14 protein-coding genes are annotated in these 20,028 nt (G+C 36.2%); all 14 read left to right on the forward strand.

The features are described 5' to 3' along the window. The first annotated feature begins 419 nt into the window (after window positions 1-419). The 14 genes from G611_RS0103895 to G611_RS0103960 all read left to right on the forward strand — a co-directional run bounded on the left by G611_RS0103895 (window position 420) and on the right by G611_RS0103960 (window position 20,027). Window positions 420-4,571: a SpaA isopeptide-forming pilin-related protein gene (locus tag G611_RS0103895; RefSeq protein WP_028242519.1), complete on the forward strand. Its 4,152-nt coding sequence runs from the start codon at window positions 420-422 to the stop codon at window positions 4,569-4,571. A 19-nt stretch (window positions 4,572-4,590) separates the two neighbouring features. Then, window positions 4,591-5,955, forward strand: a complete 1,365-nt coding sequence (locus G611_RS0103900; RefSeq protein WP_028242520.1) for a SpaA isopeptide-forming pilin-related protein — start codon at window positions 4,591-4,593, stop codon at window positions 5,953-5,955. Window positions 5,956-6,029: 74 nt separating this feature from the next. Continuing rightward, window positions 6,030-6,893: a class C sortase gene (locus G611_RS0103905; RefSeq protein ID WP_036948065.1), complete on the forward strand. Its 864-nt coding sequence runs from the start codon at window positions 6,030-6,032 to the stop codon at window positions 6,891-6,893. A 17-nt stretch (window positions 6,894-6,910) separates the two neighbouring features. Continuing rightward, window positions 6,911-7,957 carry a DUF5979 domain-containing protein gene (locus G611_RS15145; RefSeq protein ID WP_051195047.1) on the forward strand — a complete coding sequence of 349 codons (1,047 nt, stop codon included), beginning with the start codon at window positions 6,911-6,913 and terminating at the stop codon, window positions 7,955-7,957. Window positions 7,958-7,959: 2 nt separating this feature from the next. Beyond that, complete coding sequence (locus G611_RS13780; RefSeq protein ID WP_051195048.1) at window positions 7,960-8,499, forward strand: hypothetical protein; 540 nt, start codon at window positions 7,960-7,962, stop codon at window positions 8,497-8,499. Then, entirely contained in the window at window positions 8,499-9,272 is a 774-nt protein-coding gene (locus tag G611_RS0103920; RefSeq protein ID WP_028242522.1) for a hypothetical protein, read from the forward strand. The genes G611_RS13780 and G611_RS0103920 overlap by 1 nt, the downstream gene beginning before the upstream one ends. 11 nt (window positions 9,273-9,283) lie before the next feature. Continuing rightward, complete coding sequence (locus G611_RS0103925; protein WP_028242523.1) at window positions 9,284-10,117, forward strand: hypothetical protein; 834 nt, start codon at window positions 9,284-9,286, stop codon at window positions 10,115-10,117. Window position 10,118: 1 nt separating this feature from the next. Beyond that, a complete protein-coding gene (locus G611_RS0103930; protein WP_028242524.1) occupies window positions 10,119-11,258 on the forward strand; it encodes a hypothetical protein in 1,140 nt (379 codons plus the stop codon). 77 nt (window positions 11,259-11,335) lie between these two features. Further along, the gene (locus G611_RS0103935) at window positions 11,336-12,226 is read left to right on the forward strand and encodes a class C sortase (protein ID WP_028242525.1); all 891 of its coding nucleotides are present in this window, start codon (window positions 11,336-11,338) and stop codon (window positions 12,224-12,226) included. A gap of 223 nt (window positions 12,227-12,449) precedes the next feature. Next, a complete protein-coding gene (locus G611_RS0103940; protein ID WP_028242526.1) occupies window positions 12,450-16,244 on the forward strand; it encodes a DUF7604 domain-containing protein in 3,795 nt (1,264 codons plus the stop codon). 15 nt (window positions 16,245-16,259) lie between these two features. Beyond that, window positions 16,260-17,612 carry a SpaH/EbpB family LPXTG-anchored major pilin gene (locus G611_RS0103945; RefSeq protein ID WP_028242527.1) on the forward strand — a complete coding sequence of 451 codons (1,353 nt, stop codon included), beginning with the start codon at window positions 16,260-16,262 and terminating at the stop codon, window positions 17,610-17,612. A 144-nt stretch (window positions 17,613-17,756) separates the two neighbouring features. Next, a complete protein-coding gene (locus tag G611_RS0103950; RefSeq protein ID WP_028242528.1) occupies window positions 17,757-18,770 on the forward strand; it encodes a hypothetical protein in 1,014 nt (337 codons plus the stop codon). Window positions 18,771-18,795: 25 nt separating this feature from the next. Next, on the forward strand, window positions 18,796-19,311 hold the full coding sequence (locus G611_RS13785) for a hypothetical protein (protein ID WP_051195049.1): 516 nt from the start codon (window positions 18,796-18,798) through the stop codon (window positions 19,309-19,311). 11 nt (window positions 19,312-19,322) lie between these two features. After that, window positions 19,323-20,027 (forward strand): hypothetical protein, encoded by a 705-nt coding sequence (locus G611_RS0103960; protein ID WP_028242529.1) that lies wholly within the window; start codon window positions 19,323-19,325, stop codon window positions 20,025-20,027. Window position 20,028: the final 1 nt, after the last annotated feature.

A 20,028-nucleotide genomic window follows, 5' to 3' on the forward strand; every position in this document is an offset into this window, starting at 1 on the left:
ACAGCACTTTTTAACGAAAAAAGTGCTGTTTTGTTTTAAAGAGATTTAATTTTGAAATTCAAAAATACTAAGAGGTAAAATAACCAAAAGTTAAATGTAGATTTAGCGTGATTATAAATTAAAACAGGATATAATAAAAAAGAAAAACAGCGTACTTTCCCGTATTCGCAAAATATGGGAAAGTCTTTTTTTATGCTGATTAGTACATTTGCTCAAAAAACTGTGCTTTTTTTGACGTTTTTGCCAAATTTTGGCACTTCTTGCCAAACCCCTTTATTTTGTTGATTATTTGGGCTATATTAGACCGTGGACACATAATGTTCACATATTGTTTACAATTTGATAATATTTAATATACACTTAGTTCACATTTATTTCACAAAACGATTGTGGCCTAGATTTTAAGGAGCATTTTTAACATGAAAAACAATCTCATCTTAAAAAGAATAATGTCCTTTGGTCTTGCCATGGCATTGTTTATATCGACACCAGCTAATGCGTGGGCAGATGATGTAAATCCAGTGCCAGTTGAGACGGTTATTGATGATAAGTTACAGGTTAATGAGGCTGATGCTGAAAGGGAGACAGTATCAGAACAGGATTTAGCCACTGCAGCAAAGGGAGAATCTGAGTCAACAGCTGCATCTTCGGATGTAGCTGAAAATGACTCGGAGGAAACACCTACAGGAGAAGTTGTTGTTACTGAAGAAATAAAAACAGAAGACGATGACAAAACAGAAGAAACAGAAGAAACAGAAGAAACAGATGAGATTGAAGATACAGAATTAGATGAAGAAGATACTGAATTAGAATTAGAAGAAACAGAAGATGATGAAGAAGTAGAAATAGTAGATGATGCAAATCTTGTAAGAATAGTTGCTAAGAAGAATGTATTAAACGGAGCAGTTAAGGTTTCTGTTAAAGAAATCACACAGGAGTCTGATGAAGGTCAGTACAATCAGATGGCTAGCGTTCTTAATAGTGAAAATGCTGCTGATACTTCTGTAGTAGATTTTGTTGCTTATGATATTTCACTTATAAATGAGAATGGTGAAGTGGTTGAACCTACAGGAGAGGTTAAGGTCGAATTTAACAATCCTTCAGTAGATGGTCTTAATGATGATTCACTTTCAACTGAAGTTTATCACTACTTAGATAAATCTCTTAATAAGATGGGCGAAGTTGCATCAGATAGTGATTCAGTTGAAATGATTACTGATCATTTCTCTACATATATTATTGCTATTAAGGGATACAGAAATGGAAACATTTTTGATAGCAAATATGTAACTGTTCGTGCTGAACAGCGTGATTGGAAATATAGTAACACTTTCCCAGAGATGTATGCTCATGAAGGTACATACGAGAATTCATATTTCTACACAAACATCAATGGCATAAATTATAGATATTATTATCCATTGGAGTTAAGAGTATATCTTAATGGAAGTGATGAACCAGTAGAAACATTTAGCCATGCTTATTTCGCAAGCAATGATGCTTATGCTCGAGATGCTTTCAAAATTAACGCTGAGGATTATGTTATTGATTCAGTGAATTTTGGTGTAGGTCCTAGTTACAATAAATACAATATGCAAAGACAGGACGGTACAGGTACATACGGTTTTGGATTTGCTGACTATATGCATACTGATCAAAAGATACCTCAGAATGACTTATATAAGAACGGCGTTTACGACATAGTTTACCCAGTAAATCCACAGAGAAATATCAACTATATTGATATATATCTAAAAGATAGCAATTTAAATGTTTACTCAGTTCAGAAGGCAGCACTTATTGATTATAAGGATTGCTTTAAGGCTGCCGTAACTAATCAAGATAATCAAATCGTTGATGCGTTTAACTTTGCTAGAAATGGTGGAATAAATAACACAGCAGGCAACGTATTTGAAGGAAACAATTTCCATGAAAATGCTACAGTATATCAGGGATTAGCAAACCAGAAGTATTACGATAAGTTTAATCTTGCTGATTCTATATATATGACTCAGGAATTATTCCCAAGTCCTGATATGTTAAACGAGAATTATGATGCTGCTGCTTACAATGTAAGTGTTCAGTTTGTTAAGACAGATGATGGATACTATGTAATGGATAGTGGCAAGTATGGTTATGATTTAGTTCAGGATAATGGTGATTCAGCAATTGGAACAGTTTCAAATCATGCAACATTGAAAGTTAAGAATGAACCAGAAAATGGCTTTTGGCCATTTGCATTATCTGGATATCATTTCGGAATGCAGATTCCACTGGATTTCGCAATTTCACCAAATGGAAAAACAGTAGTGAATGGACAAGAAAGAGATACTGTTTTTGAGTTTTCTGGTGATGATGATGTATTCGTCTATATCGATGAGAATTTAGCTCTTGATTTAGGTGGTATACATGGTAGGGTTGCAGGTTCCATCAATTTTGCAACTGGTATGGTTCACGTAGAAGGTGATGATTATATCGGTAATGGTAATCGTATGAATCTTAGAGACAAGGATTTCAATTTCTACGATAAGATTGGAATGTCACGTGAAGCATTTAGTAAGAGTGCTCATACAATGCATGTTGTTTACTTTGAAAGAGGCGCTAATGAATCAAATTGTATGATTAAGTACAATTTCGTTCCTCTTAACAATAAAAAGGTATTCAAGAAGAGCATTACTATAGAAAAAGAATGGGATGATGCTAATAATGCAGAGCTTCGTCCAGAACAGTTAACATTTAACGTTTGCGGTTCTTATTCAGAAGAGGGCAATGTTAAATATGTAGATTTAGCTGGAAACAGTCATGACGACAAAGAATCAGCTATAACAGAGGTCGTTGTTTCAGCTGATGAAAATTGGCAAAAGACAATTAATGGTCTTCCAGTATTCTTTCAGAATGATGCAAGAAAAAAAATAACATGGTCTGTTGAGGAAGTGGTTCCAGAGGATTACGAACAGACAGGTTATGAAAAGTGGTATTCAGAGACTACAGATATTACTAAAGAAGATTTGATTCCTGAACCTGCTTCAGAAGGCGGAGAAAGATACAGTCATTTTGATATCGAAATGAATGCTGTTTCAGATGACAATTCTGTTGGAGCAAGAACAATTGAAAGCATCCGTGATTTGAACGGTAACGAAAACTGTGTATCAGTACTTGGTTATTATGATAATTATACATGGAGACCTTATGAAAAATCTGTTCCTATGTATAAGCACAATAACTACGAATGGAGAGCTGATCATCAAGCAATTGGTAAAAACACAGTAATTACATTCTATGTTAAGTATTCAGGAAGAAATGATTATAAGTTAGTAATCATAGACAAGAATTCTTATTATCCAGAAGGTGCTAAATACTTTAAGCATTCAACAGAGTTTAATGATCAGCATGAGCCATACAGAAATTTGGCTTTGTACTATACAGGAACTGATAATCCTTGGTGGGGATATGTTGATTTAAGTGGAAAGAACTTATTTACCACAGCCATGATTGAATGTCCTGTTACAGTATCAAATGGATATGGAAATATAAATAATGATCACTATGGTTACCAAGACCCAGGAATTGATTTAGTTCTTTCACCAAAAACTATAGAGAGCGTTTCTATAGAAGCTACTGGTGATGAGCACTTCAAATTTAAAAACACAGTAAAGTCAAAAGTTAATTTAACATTTAAGAAAGTGGTTGAAGGCGAAAACGTAAATCCTGATAGTCTTTACCGCATCAAGGTGGAGAAAGTTTCAACTGATAATGGTAAAGAGAAGACTGAGCTTGTTGATTACAAGAACGGTAAGGTTTATATAGGTAATAACGAAATATTAAATGCAAAATTAACAAGTGAACAAAATGGCGTAATCCTTGGTATTGGATGCCAAGATGGTATTTATAATATCTGGGCTGATCAGACAGTTTCTATTACTGGTTTGCCAGTAGGTGTTTATAGAATATCAGAGGTTGGAGCTTATGGCGGAGTCGAACTTAATCAGTTTGATGTTTCCATCCAATATGATGATAAGACTATTAAAGACGTTAAAGCAGATATTGAATGTGGTAACGGAGATAAATATGTAGAAATACATAATAAACTAAAGCAGACCTATGGATGGAAGCTTAAGAAAGTTAGTGCCACATTAAATACAAAGACTTTGCCAGGTGCTAAGTTCACTTTAACTGGTAAAAATCATACATATTATGGTATCAGCGGTGAGGATGGATATGTAGGTTGGTATACATCCAATAGCTTTTCAGATGATTCTTTGGTTAATGAAATCGAAGATGGAAAATATATCCTTACGGAGATAGAAGCTCCTGCAGGATATGCAATTAGTACTGAAAAGTGGACTGTTGAAATAAAGAAATACAAATCAGTTTCAGTTAAGAATGGTAAAAATACAGTTGCCAAGACTGACAAAAACAACCCAATTATTGAAGTGACTTTTGAAAACGAAGTTGCTTACACTCTTCCTGAAACAGGTGGAAGAGGTACCTATCTCTATACAATCGGCGGAATCTTGCTAATGCTAGTGGGGGCGCTGTTGTTATATAAAAATAAAAGAAATAAAAAATAAATACAAAAGGAGAAAAGAAATGAACAAAATTAAGAAAGTCATTGCCTTTGCTTTAATGATGGTAATGATGATGGCAATGAGCGTAACAGCATTTGCCGCAGACACAACAACAATCACAGTTAAGAATCTTTCAGCAAATGAACCTACTCAGGTTAGCATTTACAAAATCGCTGAAATCGGAAGTGGTAAATGGAATTTCTCACCATGGGTAAAAGCTGACATGTACAAGGTCAATGGTGAAAAGTATGATTTTGAATTCGCTAAAATGGCAGAAGCAGTTGCTAATGAAACTCCAGATCAGACTCTTACAACAACTGTAGGAACTACTTCACTTACATTCACAGATGTAAAGGCTGGTGCTTATCTTGTATTAGCTGCTGGTGAGAAGACAACTTACAATGTTATGGGTGTTGCAACATATAAGTATGATGATAATGGCAAGTTCGTAGCAAAGCCTGCAGAGGTTATTGCTAAGTCTACAGGTACTGTAGTAGTAAAGGATACAGATGATACATTCGTTGCAGCTGGCGATACAGTAACATTCACAATTACAACAGAAGTTCCTTATATTGAAGAGGGTGCAACAGATAAGTCATTCACATTATATGAGAATCCAACAAACTTAAAGAATCTTACAGTTACAAGCGTTAAGCTTGCAGATGCTGAGAAGAAGGCTGGTAATACATATAATCTTGTTGAAAGCACAACAGCTAAGTATGAATTAAATCTTTCTGATTTAGTTGCTGATAACAATGCTAATGCTGGTAAGAAGGTAGTTGTTACTATCACAGCAGTTGTTGATGGTGTTAATGGATATGAGAATACAGCTTGGTCAAACAAGTCTGATTCAAATGTTGATTATAAGACAAACACAGTTAAAGGCTTTACAGGTTCAATCACACTTAAGAAGATTGATGCAACAACAGAAAAAACACTTGCTGGTGCAAAGTTCAGCTTTGTAAAGAACGACGAGACACTTAAGTTTGTAGCAACAGAAAAAGCTGGTGTTTACACATTTGATAAGAATGGCTCTTTAACAGAACTTGAAGTAGCTGAAGATGGAACTCTTAAGGTCCAGGGTCTTTCTGAGGGTGTTTATAACATCATCGAGACACAGGCTCCAGAAGGATACTCAATCCATGAAAACATTTCTCCAGTTGAAATTAAGCCAGACTATGCTGAGACAACTAGACTTTCAGTAAAGGAAGCTACAGCACACAAAAACGTTGGTGCAGATGATCCAGTTCCTGTTACAGATACAAGATTAACAACACTTCCATTCACTGGTGGTATGGGTACAACAATCTTTACAGTACTTGGTGTAGCTATTATGGCACTTGCAGCTGTACTTTTCTTTGTTTCAAAGAGAACAGCTAAGAACTAATAAATTATGATGATGTCTTCCTGGTGGGAAAACCCACCGGGAGGTACAACATCAAGGAGAGGACAGCAACTTAAATGAAGGCATTTTTAAAGAATAATTACAAACTAATAGCAATAGGTGCCTTAATGCTTGCTGGATTGTCCTTGCTGGTGTACCCACTCGTGGCTAACACATGGAATAATCATGTACAGGCAACTCTTGTAAGTAACTATACTGAATCCGTAGAAACAGCTATTAACGAAGGAAAGCTTGACGTTGAAGCTGAGATGAACAAGGCTTATGCATACAACGAAGAATTATTACCAAGCATACTTCCTGACTCATTTGCAGAAGCAGAGGCAAATGGTGAGGATGCAACATATATGGGCATATTGAATGCAAACAAGGATGGAATCATGGGTTATATTCAGATTCCTTCTATTAATGTAAAGCTTCCAATTTTCCATACAACATCCGAGGAGGTTCTTCAAACTGGCGTAGGTCATTTGGAGGGTTCTTCACTTCCTGTAGGAGGGGAAAGCACACATTCGGTCTTGTCTGCTCATAGAGGTTTACCAAGCGCTACTCTATTTACAGATTTGGATAAGGTAAAAATAGGAGATGATTTTTTCCTTATCATTATGGATGAATACTTAGCTTACGAAGTAGATCAGATAGAAGTTGTTGAGCCAGATGATACATCACTTCTTCAGGTAGAGGAAGGAAAGGATTATTGTACACTTATAACATGTACACCTTATGGCGTTAATACACAGCGTCTTATGGTTAGAGGGCATAGGGTTGAATATACACCTACTCTTTTGGAGGAGGCAAAGACTCCAACATTTGGTGTCGTTAGTCTTAGAACAAATTATCTGTTATGGGTAATCGTAGGTCTTTCTATCGTAGGAGCATTTATCTTCGTATTGTATTTATATGATAAGCATAGAAATAAATAAACTTAAGGGTGATTTCAGTGAAAAAGTTAGCAATTAAAAGAAAACATTATATTGCATTAGCACTTTCAGCTACTTTATTGTTGTCTGGATTCGGTTTTTACAAAGCAAATGCGGCATCTTTAATTGATAAGGATGAGCAATGCAAGATTACTGTGCAAATTCCAACGGCATCTCAATATGATGAAAATGAGCACAGTAAGATTTCTGACGGAATCATTATGTACGATGAGGATGTTACTGTTAAGTTTTATAAGATAGCAGATGTTGAGCTTAATGGTTCTTACGGTATTTCCCTTGCAGATATAGATTTGTCTGTTCTTAAAAATGAAAATGTAACAGCAAAACAGTGGGAAGATTTAACAAATCAGGCTTACGAGGCTGTTAAGGATTCAGATCCAGCTTACACATTGACAATTAATCCTTCAAACGAAACTGAAAAAACAATTAACGTTGATAGAGGTCTTTATCTATACGTTTGCGATGATATTTTAGGTGATGCTTACAAGTATACATTTACAAAATCTATGATATCTGTTCCATCAAGCTACCTTGTACAGGGTGCTACAAAGCTTGATGAAAACGGAAATATTGTAGAGGCGCCTACAAGTGATAAGTGGCTTTACAATGTTGATGTTGCTTTGAAGTCAGAGGCAGAGCCTAGATTTGGAAGCATTCAGATTAACAAAACACTTAAAACCTTCAACAAGTCCCTTGGCAGTGCAGCCTTTGTTTTTGAGGTAACAGCTACAGTTGATGATGAAACAGTATTTAACAATGTATATACAATGAATTTTAATTCTGCTACAACACAGAGCGTAAAGGTTGATAACATTCCAGCTACAGCAAAGGTTACAGTAAAGGAAGTTTACTCAGGCGCAAGCTACAGCATGGAATCTGACGAAGCATCTAAAGAAGTTGTTGTAGATGCAAATAAGGTTCAGACAGTTGATTTTACAAATGATTATGATGAAAGACTTGAGCTTGGCGGAATTAGCGTTGAGAACAGGTTTGAATATGACAAAAATGGTCAAATCAATTGGAATAAATCAGTAGGAGGTAACTAATTATGAAGTATAAGAAGTATTTATTAGTTGCCGCAGCTGCAGTATTAGTTGCTACAGCATCAATAAAGCCTGCGATGGCATATTTTACAGATTATCAGGTTGCTACAGGCTACAGAACAATTAAGTTAGGAGATTCTGAGCTGACTCCACCTGAGGATAGTGTTTCAGACATGGTAAAAACAGTGTCAATTACTAACACTGGTGATTACGATGTTTTTGTAAGAGTGAAGGCTATAGCTCCAGAGGGAGTAGGAGTAAAGCTTAATAAGGATAGCTCATCTAATTGGGTTTTAGTAGGAGATTATTACTATTATCTTTCATCTAAAGATTCAAATGATGTTGAAAATGATGGCTTGGTCCTTCCTGTTGGCAAATCAACTGAACCATTAAAGCTTGATATTGTAGAGCCTACAGATAAGAATCTTAAAGGACATAACTTCAATGTGGTAATAGTTCAGGAAGCTACAAAGGTTCTGTATCATCAGAATGGTCAAACCTTTGCAGACTGGAAGCTAAAGATTAATGGGGAGGTAGCGGACTAATGAGAAAGATTGTAAAAAATCCCCTTTTTGTATTAGCAGCAGGATGCCTTGTTGTATTAGGAAGCTCTATCGGAGCTACGAGAGCAGCTTTCGTATATAAAAGTGCAGCTGAAGAAGTTGATTTCCACACATCTAATGTTAAGGTCGCATTGCTAGAAGGAACAAAAGAATCTGATGTAAAGGATGTCTCCGATGAAGCGGTTCTTTCATTTCCAGGCATCCCTGAAGAAGATGTGAAGATTGGTCAGGAGTATCCTGAAGTTGTTAGTGTTAAGAATACTTCTAATCAATATAAGGAATACATCCGTGTGACAGTTAAAAAATTCTGGGTTAAGACTGATGAGGATGGACAGCTTGAGAAGGATACATCGCTTGATCCTTCACTTATCAAGCTTGATATCGATAAAACTAATGGTAAATGGTTTGAGGATACAACAGCTGAAACAGCAGAGGAAGAGGTTTATTATTTACCATCACCTGTTGAATGCCAAGAAGTAGTTCCTTTAATAAAAGGTGTAACAATCAGTAATAAGGTTGTTACAGCTGTGGAAACAAAGAATGCTACAGATAATGATGGTAATGCTATTTCAGGAACAATAGAAGATACATACATCTATGATGGCGGATCTTTCTATGTAGATGTAAAGGTTGATGCCGTTCAGTCACATAATGGTGCGAAGGCAATGTGCGGAGCATGGGGCGTTGATGCTAAATGTGATGCAGAAGACGATGGAAACATCATTTCAATAAATGGAGTTTCAGCTAGTAACTAAAGGAGTAAGAAATGAAAAAATCATATATAAGATATACACTTGCTCTGGCAGTTACAGTTGCAAGCTTTATGGGAATGACAAATACAGTATCTGCTAAAACTGAGACTGTTGAATGGACTGTTAATTATACAGGCGAAGGCTCTACAGGATTTTCTTCAAACTATACCGAAGATTTAAAAGATAAGATTTCTAGTGCAATGCCTGGTGATACATTAGTTTATAAAGCAAATTATAAAAACGATTCTGAGAAGACAATGGACTTTTACTTATCAGCGGATGTGTTGTCTTCCTTAGAAGATGATAAAACAGGCAAAACAGCAGCAGGTGGAGCATATACATATAAACTTACCTATGATTCAGGCGATGGCGAGAAGAACATCTATGACAGTGAAACTGTTGGTGGTGATAATGATGTTCAAAAGGGTTTGAATCAGGTAAAGAATAATAATGCATTTGTTAGCGTTGGACGATTGAATAAGAAGCAGGATGGTGTAGTAACAATTACTATTAAGCTTGATGGCAATTCACAGGACAATAGCTATATGACAAAGCTTGCCCAGTTAAATGTTCAGTTTGCTGTAACAGAGCCAACTGATATTGACCCAATTGATAAGACAGTTGTAAAAAAAGTTAATAAGGTAAAGCCAGTTGTTTATACTATCCCTGGAGGTTCTGAGGTTGTAAACATAGACGATGGCCAAGTACCTTTAGACGAGGGCTTTAATCCTAAGACAGGAGATTCCATTTTACCACTTGTAATATGTGGTATTGCTTTTTTGGCAGGATTAGTTCTGATTGGACTTTATTTTATCTTTTCAAATGAATCAGATGAGGAGGTGGCCTAGAATGAAGCTATACAAAAGATTACTAGGTGCGTTCCTTACATTCGTATTTGTACTAACTACTTTTACAGTACAACCAATTACTGCAAAGGCATATAATTACACTATTAATATTATGCTTGCATGCAGTGGTGATGAAGGAGCTGAATACATTCCTCTTTCAGAAATGATTTCAAGCAAGACCCTTAGTCTTTCTAATGGTAAGGCTGATATTCAGGGAAATACATTGAAGCTTACAGGGCTTAACTATGGTGATAAGGTTTCCTTTAATCCACAGGCAGCCATTAAGCTTAAAGAGGATTCTAAATACTATGTTAAAGGTATGCGAATTGCTGGAACTAACAATGTTTTGGCTGCTGGTGCCTTTGATGTTTTTGAAGATCAGACATATGTTATAGCATATGGAGTGGGAGATATCGTTCCTTATATTGTTCATTACGTTGATAAGAATGGCAATAAGCTATTAGAAGATACAACTTATTATTCTGCATCTGGTGAAGCAGTATACATTCCATATAAGCATATTGATGGTTATGCTCCTTTAAAAGCAAGCTGTAATTATGATGACAAGCTTACATTTGCATATCCTAATGCTTATAACATTCCTGTAAAGCATTTACCTAAATTAGATAAAGATGGTAAGCCTGCTGAATATACATTTATGTATTCAAAGGGTGGCGAAACAAATGTAATTACTAATGAGGTAGAAATCACAGAGATAACCACATCTATTGGTGAGGTAAGCTATACATTTTTAGCAAATAAATCATCTGCTCAAAATGCATCTAAAACGGCAAACAGAACTAGAAGAAATGGTGGCAGTGGACATGGCCATGGTGATAGTGATGAAGCTGACGGTAATGGAAATGGTAATGGAGCAGCTGAAGATGATGAGCTAGCTGTGGAAAATGATGAGTCAGATGATACTGCATCAGATGATTTAATTGAAATCGATGATGAAGCTACAGCTAAGGCCGGTGGCGAAAAATCTGATTTTACCAGAAACATGATTATAGCATTTATAATTGCACTATTAGCTATTTTGGTTATATTAGTTGCATTGTACATTGCTGAAAAGAAGAAAAGAATACGTCAAAGAAGAATGCTTAAGCAAAAGCAGATGCAGAATCAAAATCAAAACTAATCAACATTTAAGTCTTAAAATGTGGTAAATTCATTATAAGAAATTATTACATATTTAATCTAAAGGAGAGAGTTGGTTTGAAACAGGCTGTTATCAGATTCTTGGTAGTTGTACTTTTCCTGATAGGTGGATGCCTCCTTGCGTATCCAATACTATCTAATGAATGGAATAATTATGTTCAAAGTAAGCTTATTGGTGATTATCAGAATAAATTAACTGATATGAACTCAAATGAGTACACTCTTGAGTGGAATGCCGCTAAAGAGTTTAATAGTAATATTACTGAGAATGCCATAGGAACAGATGCATTTGGCATGAATGGTGAAGAAGAAAGCACACCAGGTCCTGATTTCTTTGATTCAAAGTATTATTCGGTTTTAAATGTTAATGGCGATGGCATAATGGGATATTTATCCGTTCCAAAGATTAATCTTAAGTTACCTATCATGCATGGAACATATGATGAATATATTCAAACTGCTTTAGGTCATATGAATGGAACTGCACTTCCAATAGGAGGAGAGGGCACCCATTCGGTTATAGTAGGCCACAGAGGTCTGCCTAGTGCTGAGCTGTTTACAAATATTGATCAGCTTCAAAAGGGAGATAAGTTTTATGTGCACGTACTTGATGAAGTTCATGCATACGAAGTTGATAAGATTTATCCGATGATTGAAGCGGATGATATGGATACATTAGAAGTAGCTCTTAGGGTGGAAAGTGGTAAGGATTATGTTACATTATTCACTTGTACACCATACGGAGTTAACACACACAGGCTTTTGGTAAGAGGTACCAGAGTTGAATATCTAGGTGAAGATGAACCTCCTAAGGGAGCCGATGCAGTTGTTGAAACTGTCAAAAACTATTATATGGTGATTTCAATAATAGGCTTTATATTAGCGATAATCATCATAGTTATTATAAGTCGCATAGCGAAAAACAAAGAAGCAAAAAGAGGACTGTAATTACAGTTCTCTTTTTTTAATATTTGTGAATAAATGGGGTTATATATAATATATATTTTTTCTGCAAGCGGGAGTTCTATAGCGAAATCAAATAATTCTTGCCAATTTCTGACATTTTTTGCCAGTTCACAGATTTAACACACAATTCATGCTATACTGTCCTTACAAGTTATTCAATATAACATTTTTATCCGTTAGGTCGTGCAAAGTGAGGAAGAATTATATGAGAAGAAATCGCTTATTCAATAAAATCATATCTTTATCTCTTGTTATTGCATTATATCTTTCAATGTCAGCAAGTGCATATGCAGAATTGGAGACTGAAGTTCCTGCAGTGGAATCTAATGCTGTAGTTGAAGAAGTTAATAATGCTCAGGATGTTCCTGCAGAACCTGTTGCTGAAGTGGAAGAAACCACTGAGCCACAGCCAGCAGAAGAGCCTTCTGATGCTACTGCTTCTACAAACATCGTTGGGGAAATAGTTGAAACTATAAAAGAAACTATCGGCGATGTTGTAGCAGGTGATTCTGAAGAAGCAGAAGAAACAGATGATGAAGAGTCTGCAGATGATGCAGAAGCAGAAGAAACAGATGATGAAGAGCCTGTAGATGATGCAGAAGAGCCTGAAGAAGAGAATATAGAGTGTGAACACGAATTACAATATTCTTCTAATAATGATGGAACTCACAATGTTACTTGTAGCAAATGCGAAGAGTTAGAGGAATACACAGAAAGCTGTGACTTCGACGAAGAAGGTGTTTGTACTAAATGTGGATATAAAAGACTTCCAGATCCAATCCTTACCTATGAAGATGATGAAATTATAGTAAAGGTAAGCGGCGCAGTTCCACAAAATGCAGACCTTAAGGTTACACCAATCAAGGCCGATGTGGAAGAAACTGCTGAAGCCTTCAAACAGGTTAAGGAAAAGGTTGATGAAACTACTAAGATTAACTACTCAGAATCATTAGCATTTGTAGCTTATGATATTGGATTTGTATCTATCGAGACTAATGAAGTTATAGAACCTGATGGCGATGTAACAGTTTCCATGGAATACAAAAAACAGGTTAATCCAGTTATCGATGATAAAAAGGATAAGGTTGAGAATATCGATATTAGCTTATTGCATATCGATGAAGAATCACAGTCAGTTGAAACCTTAACAGGAACAGATAAAGCTACATTAGAAGTTGACGGTGATAAGCTTCTTACAAAAGCAGAATTTACTAATGATTCTTTCTCACCTTATGTATTCGTTTACAAAACATCTTATCAGGAAGAAAAAATAAATCTTTACTTTGATAGTATTACAAAAGATGGTGACAACCTGGTAAATATTCAGGATGAAACAACAAAGACATTTTCTATATCTACAGATGAAAATCATTCTGATTATGTAGAGAATTTTAAAGACGATATTGCGGGATATCGATTTGTTGAAGCCGGTTACATGGTAAACGGTGAGATGGTTAAATTTGATAATTTCAGATATACCTTTACTGAACGGTATATGGGTTGGGGCGTGTATTATTATGATCCATCTCTACAGTTATATTTAGGAAATGTGAGGGTTGCAGGGAATATAAAATTTGAGAATCAACAGATTATCATCTACATGTTCTATGAAAAGGATGTTGCATTTAGTGTTTCGAAAATAGTTACAGGTCCACCTGCTGCTGATACAGACACAGAGTACCAGTTCCAGTTATCTGGCGGGGATGGTGTTAAGAACAAGCAATACAAAAATGGAGAAAATACATATAGTACTGATAGCGAAGGTAAATTTACATTAAAGGCAGGAGAAAGTGCAGATTTTGCAACCTTCACTCCTGGAACATATACAATCACAGAGCTTGGCATATCTACAGAGGCCGATTACACCATACATAATTTTAAAACAAAGATTTTTATAAATGGTGTGCAGGATAAAGAGTACGCTCCTGAAAGTGAAGCGGTAAGACAATCTAACAGTTTCACAGTAGAGGAAGGAAAGCTTACTGAGGTTAAGATAAAGAATTACTATTACACCAAGCTGATTGAATCACAAAAAGAAGCTGTTTCTTCAAAATATCTTAGATACAACGAGGAGACGGACGATTATCAGATTCAGATTAAGTTTACTGGACCTGAAATTGTAAAGAAAGAAACCAGCTATGAAACAGAAGCTCAGGATGTTATGACAGCTAAGGATGTTCATATCACATATGTTGTTGATAGATCATTCTCGATGCGTACTAATTCTAGAGCGTCTCATATGCAGCAGGCTTCCAAGACTCTGGCTGAAATAATGAAGACGAAAAAGAATGTTAATGCTAGTTGGAAGATTGTAGATTTTGGTTCTAACGCTGTTTCATCGCCAAACTGGATGAGTACAGATGCCTTCTATGATGAAGTAAAAGGAAGCGATTTCGCTTGGTATTATACAGACAATGAAGGAGGAACTAACTACGAAGCTGCACTTCTTCATGTGAAGAATATTTTAGATAATGATAATAGCGATGCTCAAAAGATAGTCATATTCCTTACAGATGGTCTTTCAACAGTTTGGCTTAATGATAATGGAGTACCAACCTGGTATAACTCAACTGGAACTTCCTTTGAACCAAAGGCATATAGAGAGGCTTTAGCAGTTGTCAAAAATCTTAAGCCAGATGCATTCTATTCAATTGGTGTAGATTTTGGTAATGATACCTATAAAACCTATGATGGAGTTGCCAGAAATGCCGAATGGTTCTTAACAAACTTAACAAATAGTAGTAAAGCTAAAACTAAGAAGACATCAACAGTTAAGGGCGATAAGCTTGTTTCATTATTTAAGGACCTTGCAGGTGTTATTTCATCAACAGAAACTGGCGGAACTATTGAAAACACAGTTGCATATCACGCAGAGGATGTATTAATAAACGACCCATTAAGTGATTATGTAGATATAGAAGATGGATCTACACTTTACATAGGTATCAGAGATAATAATATTCCTGTTACAGCAGATGATCCTAATGCCAACGAGCTCCAGAAGTTAGGAAGAGGTAACTGGAGAAATGGTATTATCGATTCCACTAGTGAAGTGGTAAATAATCATGATGATACATCAATAAATATTGCAGAGTACGATATTTATGAAACTGACGAAAGTGGAAATACTGTTACATATACAGTTTCCGCATACTATGATAAGGATTCAAGAAGCATTAAGATGATTTATCCAGAAGGATATCAGCTTCCAGCTAATTATTCATTTGTAGTTTCATTCAATGTAGTACCAAGTGATAAAGCTTATGAAGAATATTATCAGCATCAACAGAGCGGCGAAGAGCTTTACAATGCAGTAGGTGATCCATTTACAGATCATGTATCAGTTCCAGAAGAGAACTGGACATCATCTGGAAAGCCTGGTTTCAATTCAAATGGAGATGCAAAGGTAACATACGACTTCTGTGGAAATACAATAAAAGATAAATTACCACATCCAGTTATCCAGGTTAGATTTAAATATCAATGGGAAATCTACAAGACAGATGCAGATGGAAAATCAGGTGAAAGACTTGAGGGAGCACAGTTCTTACTTAAGGAAGCAGGAGACGAACCAGAGATTGCTTACTTAGGAACAAGTAGTATAGCTGATAACAATGCAGGTAAGGTTATCTGGGATTTGAAGAACGATAAAGCTATTCCAGTAAACAAGACCTACATCATAACAGAGGAAGCTGCACCAACAGGCTACGCAAAATGTGATGACCATTGGGAGCTTACTTTAGATGAAAACAATATACCTACTGTTACAGCAATAGCAAAACAGGGTGTTGCAACTGAATATGAATCTGAGGTTGTAAGAGAAAAGAACCTGATAACTTATAAATTCTATTATAAGAATATTAGAAAGATAGCGAACATGCCAAACACAGGTGGCAAGGGAACTACAAAGGGAAGAGCCTTCGGATTCACATTAATAATGATTTCAGCCTTCATCTTGTATAGAAGTAGAAAAACAAAAGGTATGTACAAAAGGGGATAACAAGGAGGGTTAAATATGAAAAAAATAAAAAGAATTATTACCCTGATGCTTGCGATGATGATGGTATTTTCGATGTCAATCATCTCATCAGCAGCAGATAAGAATGCTGTTATTACCATTACCGGTGCAGGTGAAGGAGCTACATTTACATATGCACAGGTAATAGAGGCAGACACCAGCACAGAGACTGGTTGGGCAATCGTTCCTGGATACGAGAGACTGTTTGCAAGCTTTGGTGATGACGAACAGTCACAGATTGAAGGATATATTGCAGCAAGTGAATCAGCAAGAGCAGCTGCGATTAAAGCTGCAAATGTATCGACAAGTGAAGAGTTCACTAATCCAAAGACAGTTACTGAACCTGGATTGTATTTAATCAATGGAACAGAAACAGGATTTGAATATAATCCAATGCTTGCCTATGTTGGATTTGATACTGATACAGGCGCTGCAACTGGTTTAAAAGACGCTACATTAAAAGCTAAAAAGACACCTAAGACTGTAGGAAAGACAGTAGATGAGCAGACAGATAAATTTGTACAGGTTGGTGATGAAGTAACTTACACACTTAAGGCAACAATTCCTTATTCACCAAAGGGATCACAGACAACACTTGTTATTACTGATGAACTTACAGGTGGAAAGTTTAAGCTAAATGCGGCAGATAAGGTAGTAGTTACAGTTGATGTTGGGGATGCACCAACAATGGAAATCACTCCAAATGATAATAAGCTTACAATTGATTTAGCTTCACTTATCATTAACAGTGAGGACCCAGAAGAAGATAACAAATATGCAAACATGACAGTTACACTTACTTATGTAGCAATCGTAACTGGTACAGAGATTGAAAACAAAGCTTATATCGGAAATAATCCAGCTACAGTTGTTAAATCTTATACAGGAAAGCTTAAGATTACAAAGATGAACGAAGCTGGCTCTAACCCTTCAGTGGCTTTGGCCGGTGCAGGATTTGTAGTAGTAAACGCTGATGGAAAGTTTGCAACACTTGAAAATGGTGTTCTTACAGGATGGGTAGATACAGCAGATGCTGCTACAACAATCACAACAGGTCCTGATGGAACAGCTACAGTAGAAGGTTTTGATGCTAATAAGACATATAAGTTCCATGAAGTAGTTGCACCAGAAGGATATAAGCTTAATGATGATGATGTAACAGCAGAGTGGACGCCTGGCCTGGCTGATAACGCGCAGATAGCTGAAGCTACAATGCATGATACAAAGCTTTCTACATTACCATACACAGGTGGTAAGGGAACAGCAGCATTTACAATATTTGGTGTTATTTTGATGGGTATTGCAGCTGGTTTATATTATGTAAATAAGAGAAATAAATCAGCTAAGTAATTGTAATTATTGTCCCTCCGTCGCCAATTGGCGGCGGGGGAGGCAATAGCTACATTGAATAGAAGAGAGTATAAAAGTATTTTGTTCTATTCAATGTATCAAATAACAAAAGTAAAGGCCTAGTGGCTTGGAAGGGAGTCGCCAGTGAATATAGTTAGTAAAAGAAAAAAAGGATTAATAGGACTAAGCGTTGCAGTAGCAGTACTTGTCATGTTTGTTGGAATTCAAGGTCTTGCAGCAGGAAGGGTAGACCTTGATAAGGATGTGACTATCACAGCAAAAATCGATACAAATGATAATTCACTGTTTGTGCAGAAATATAAGGGAAATGTTGAGGTGAAGGTATTCAAGCTTGCAACTATGGATGCATTTGGAAATCTTACCGTAACATCGGATTTTGCAGGAGCAGGATTAGACTTATCAGTGCTTGGTAATGAGCCAACTGTTGATGATATCAAAGCAGGCATTGTTGATAATGCTGTTGCTACTGCTAAGAATATAACCGATTCTGCAAAATATAAAACTATCACAATAGATAGAGCAATTGGCAAAACCTCAGGATATACCAAAATCCAAAAGGGAGCTGGCTTATATCTTTACATGCCTGAGGATGTAACAGATGATGAATATGTTTATTCATTTACACCATATGTAATAATGGCTCCAAGCAGTGAGCGTATAGTTACAGGCCAGGGCTCAGACGAATGGAAATATGATGTAAGCTTTAATCTTAAATCAAGCGAAGAAAGAAGATTTGGAACATTAAAGCTTACAAAGACATTGGATAAATATAATGAAAGTCTTGGATTTGTTTCATTCGTTTACAAGATTAAGGCAACCTTATCAGACGGAACGGTTGTATTTGATGATCTTAGAACAATCGATTTTTCAGCTCCAGGTACAAAGGAAGTAGAGGTGGAAATCCCAGCTACAGCAATAGTTACTGTAGAAGAGGTATACACTGGTGGAAGCTATCAGGCTGTAGAAGGTACTAATACAAAATATGAAAACATTAAAATAGTTGTTGATGAAGAAAAGGAAGTAAAATTCGAAAACACATATGATGGCAATCTAATCACAGGCAACATGAGTGCTGTGAACACATATGAAAAAGTTGATGGTGAATATGTTCACACCAATTTTTTAACAATTCAATAAATATGAGAGAGCGAGGTAACTAACTATGAAAACAAAATGGTTATGTATAGTTGCTGCAGCAGTATTGGTTGTTAGCGCATCTGCAGTAAAGCCTGCTTTAGCATACTTCACAGCAACCAAAACTATTGAAGGAACAACTAAGGAATTAAAGATTGGTGATAGCATCCCAGATATTCACGAAGATATCGATGGAATGATTAAGAAAATCACTATCATGAATACAGGTGAGTACGATATTTTTGTAAGAGCTAAGGCTATTACACCTGATAACTGGGAAGCTGAGTTTACCCCAACCGATGGCTGGAAGGAAAAGGATGGCTACTATTATTACGACAAGCCTCTAGCACCTGACGAACAAACAGCTACAGCACTTACACTTGAAATCAAACCTAAGAATGTAAGTGAAACTTATGAGGTGCCAGAAAAATTTAATGTCATAATTGTTCAGGAAGCTACAAAGGTTGTTTTCGACAAGGATGGTAATCCAGTACCAGATGATTGGGCAAACGCAATTACTAGTCAGATTAATGCAGGCGAATAGGAGGGGTAAAAATGAAAAAAATAAATAAAAATCCTCTTATAATCTTGGCTATAGGACTAGTAGTAATTATAGCAAGCACTGTTGGAGCTACCAGAGCAGCAATGGTTGCGCAGGAAGATGCAGATAGTCTTAAGTTTACAACTGCTGAATTCAAAGTAGATTTTACAGGGGATATATCAGATGGAAAAATTGATTTTCCAGCAATGGAAGAGGATGAATTCCTGAAAATAGGAAAGCTTTATAATGAGACAATATCTGTAAAGAATACTTCTACTGGAGAGTATGACGAGTATTTAAGAGTAGTGGTTAAAAAAAGCTGGGAAAAGGATGGCAAGAAAACAATTGCTTTAGACCCAAAGAAGATTGAAATCAAAGTTGCAGATGGCTGGTACAAAAATGTATCAGAGTCTACAGCAGAACAGGATGTTTACTATAAGCTAACACCAGTTAAAAAGGATGCTGAAATTGCTTTTATTACTGGAATCAAGGTTAAGGAAGATGTTGCAAAGGTAGTTGAACAAACAGGAACTGAAACAATTATCGAAAATTCATATCCTTATAATAAAGCAAAAATTAAACTTTCCCTTGAGGTTGATGGCCTACAGACACATAACAGTGCCGATTCAATCCGGGCAGCCTGGGGACTTGGACAGTCTTTCGAAGCAGAGGATAGTGAAGGAAATAAAACGACGGTAAGCTTTGAATTTGTTGATTAAG

This window comes from Pseudobutyrivibrio ruminis AD2017, assembly GCF_000424305.1.
Taxonomy (GTDB): domain Bacteria; phylum Bacillota; class Clostridia; order Lachnospirales; family Lachnospiraceae; genus Pseudobutyrivibrio; species Pseudobutyrivibrio ruminis_B.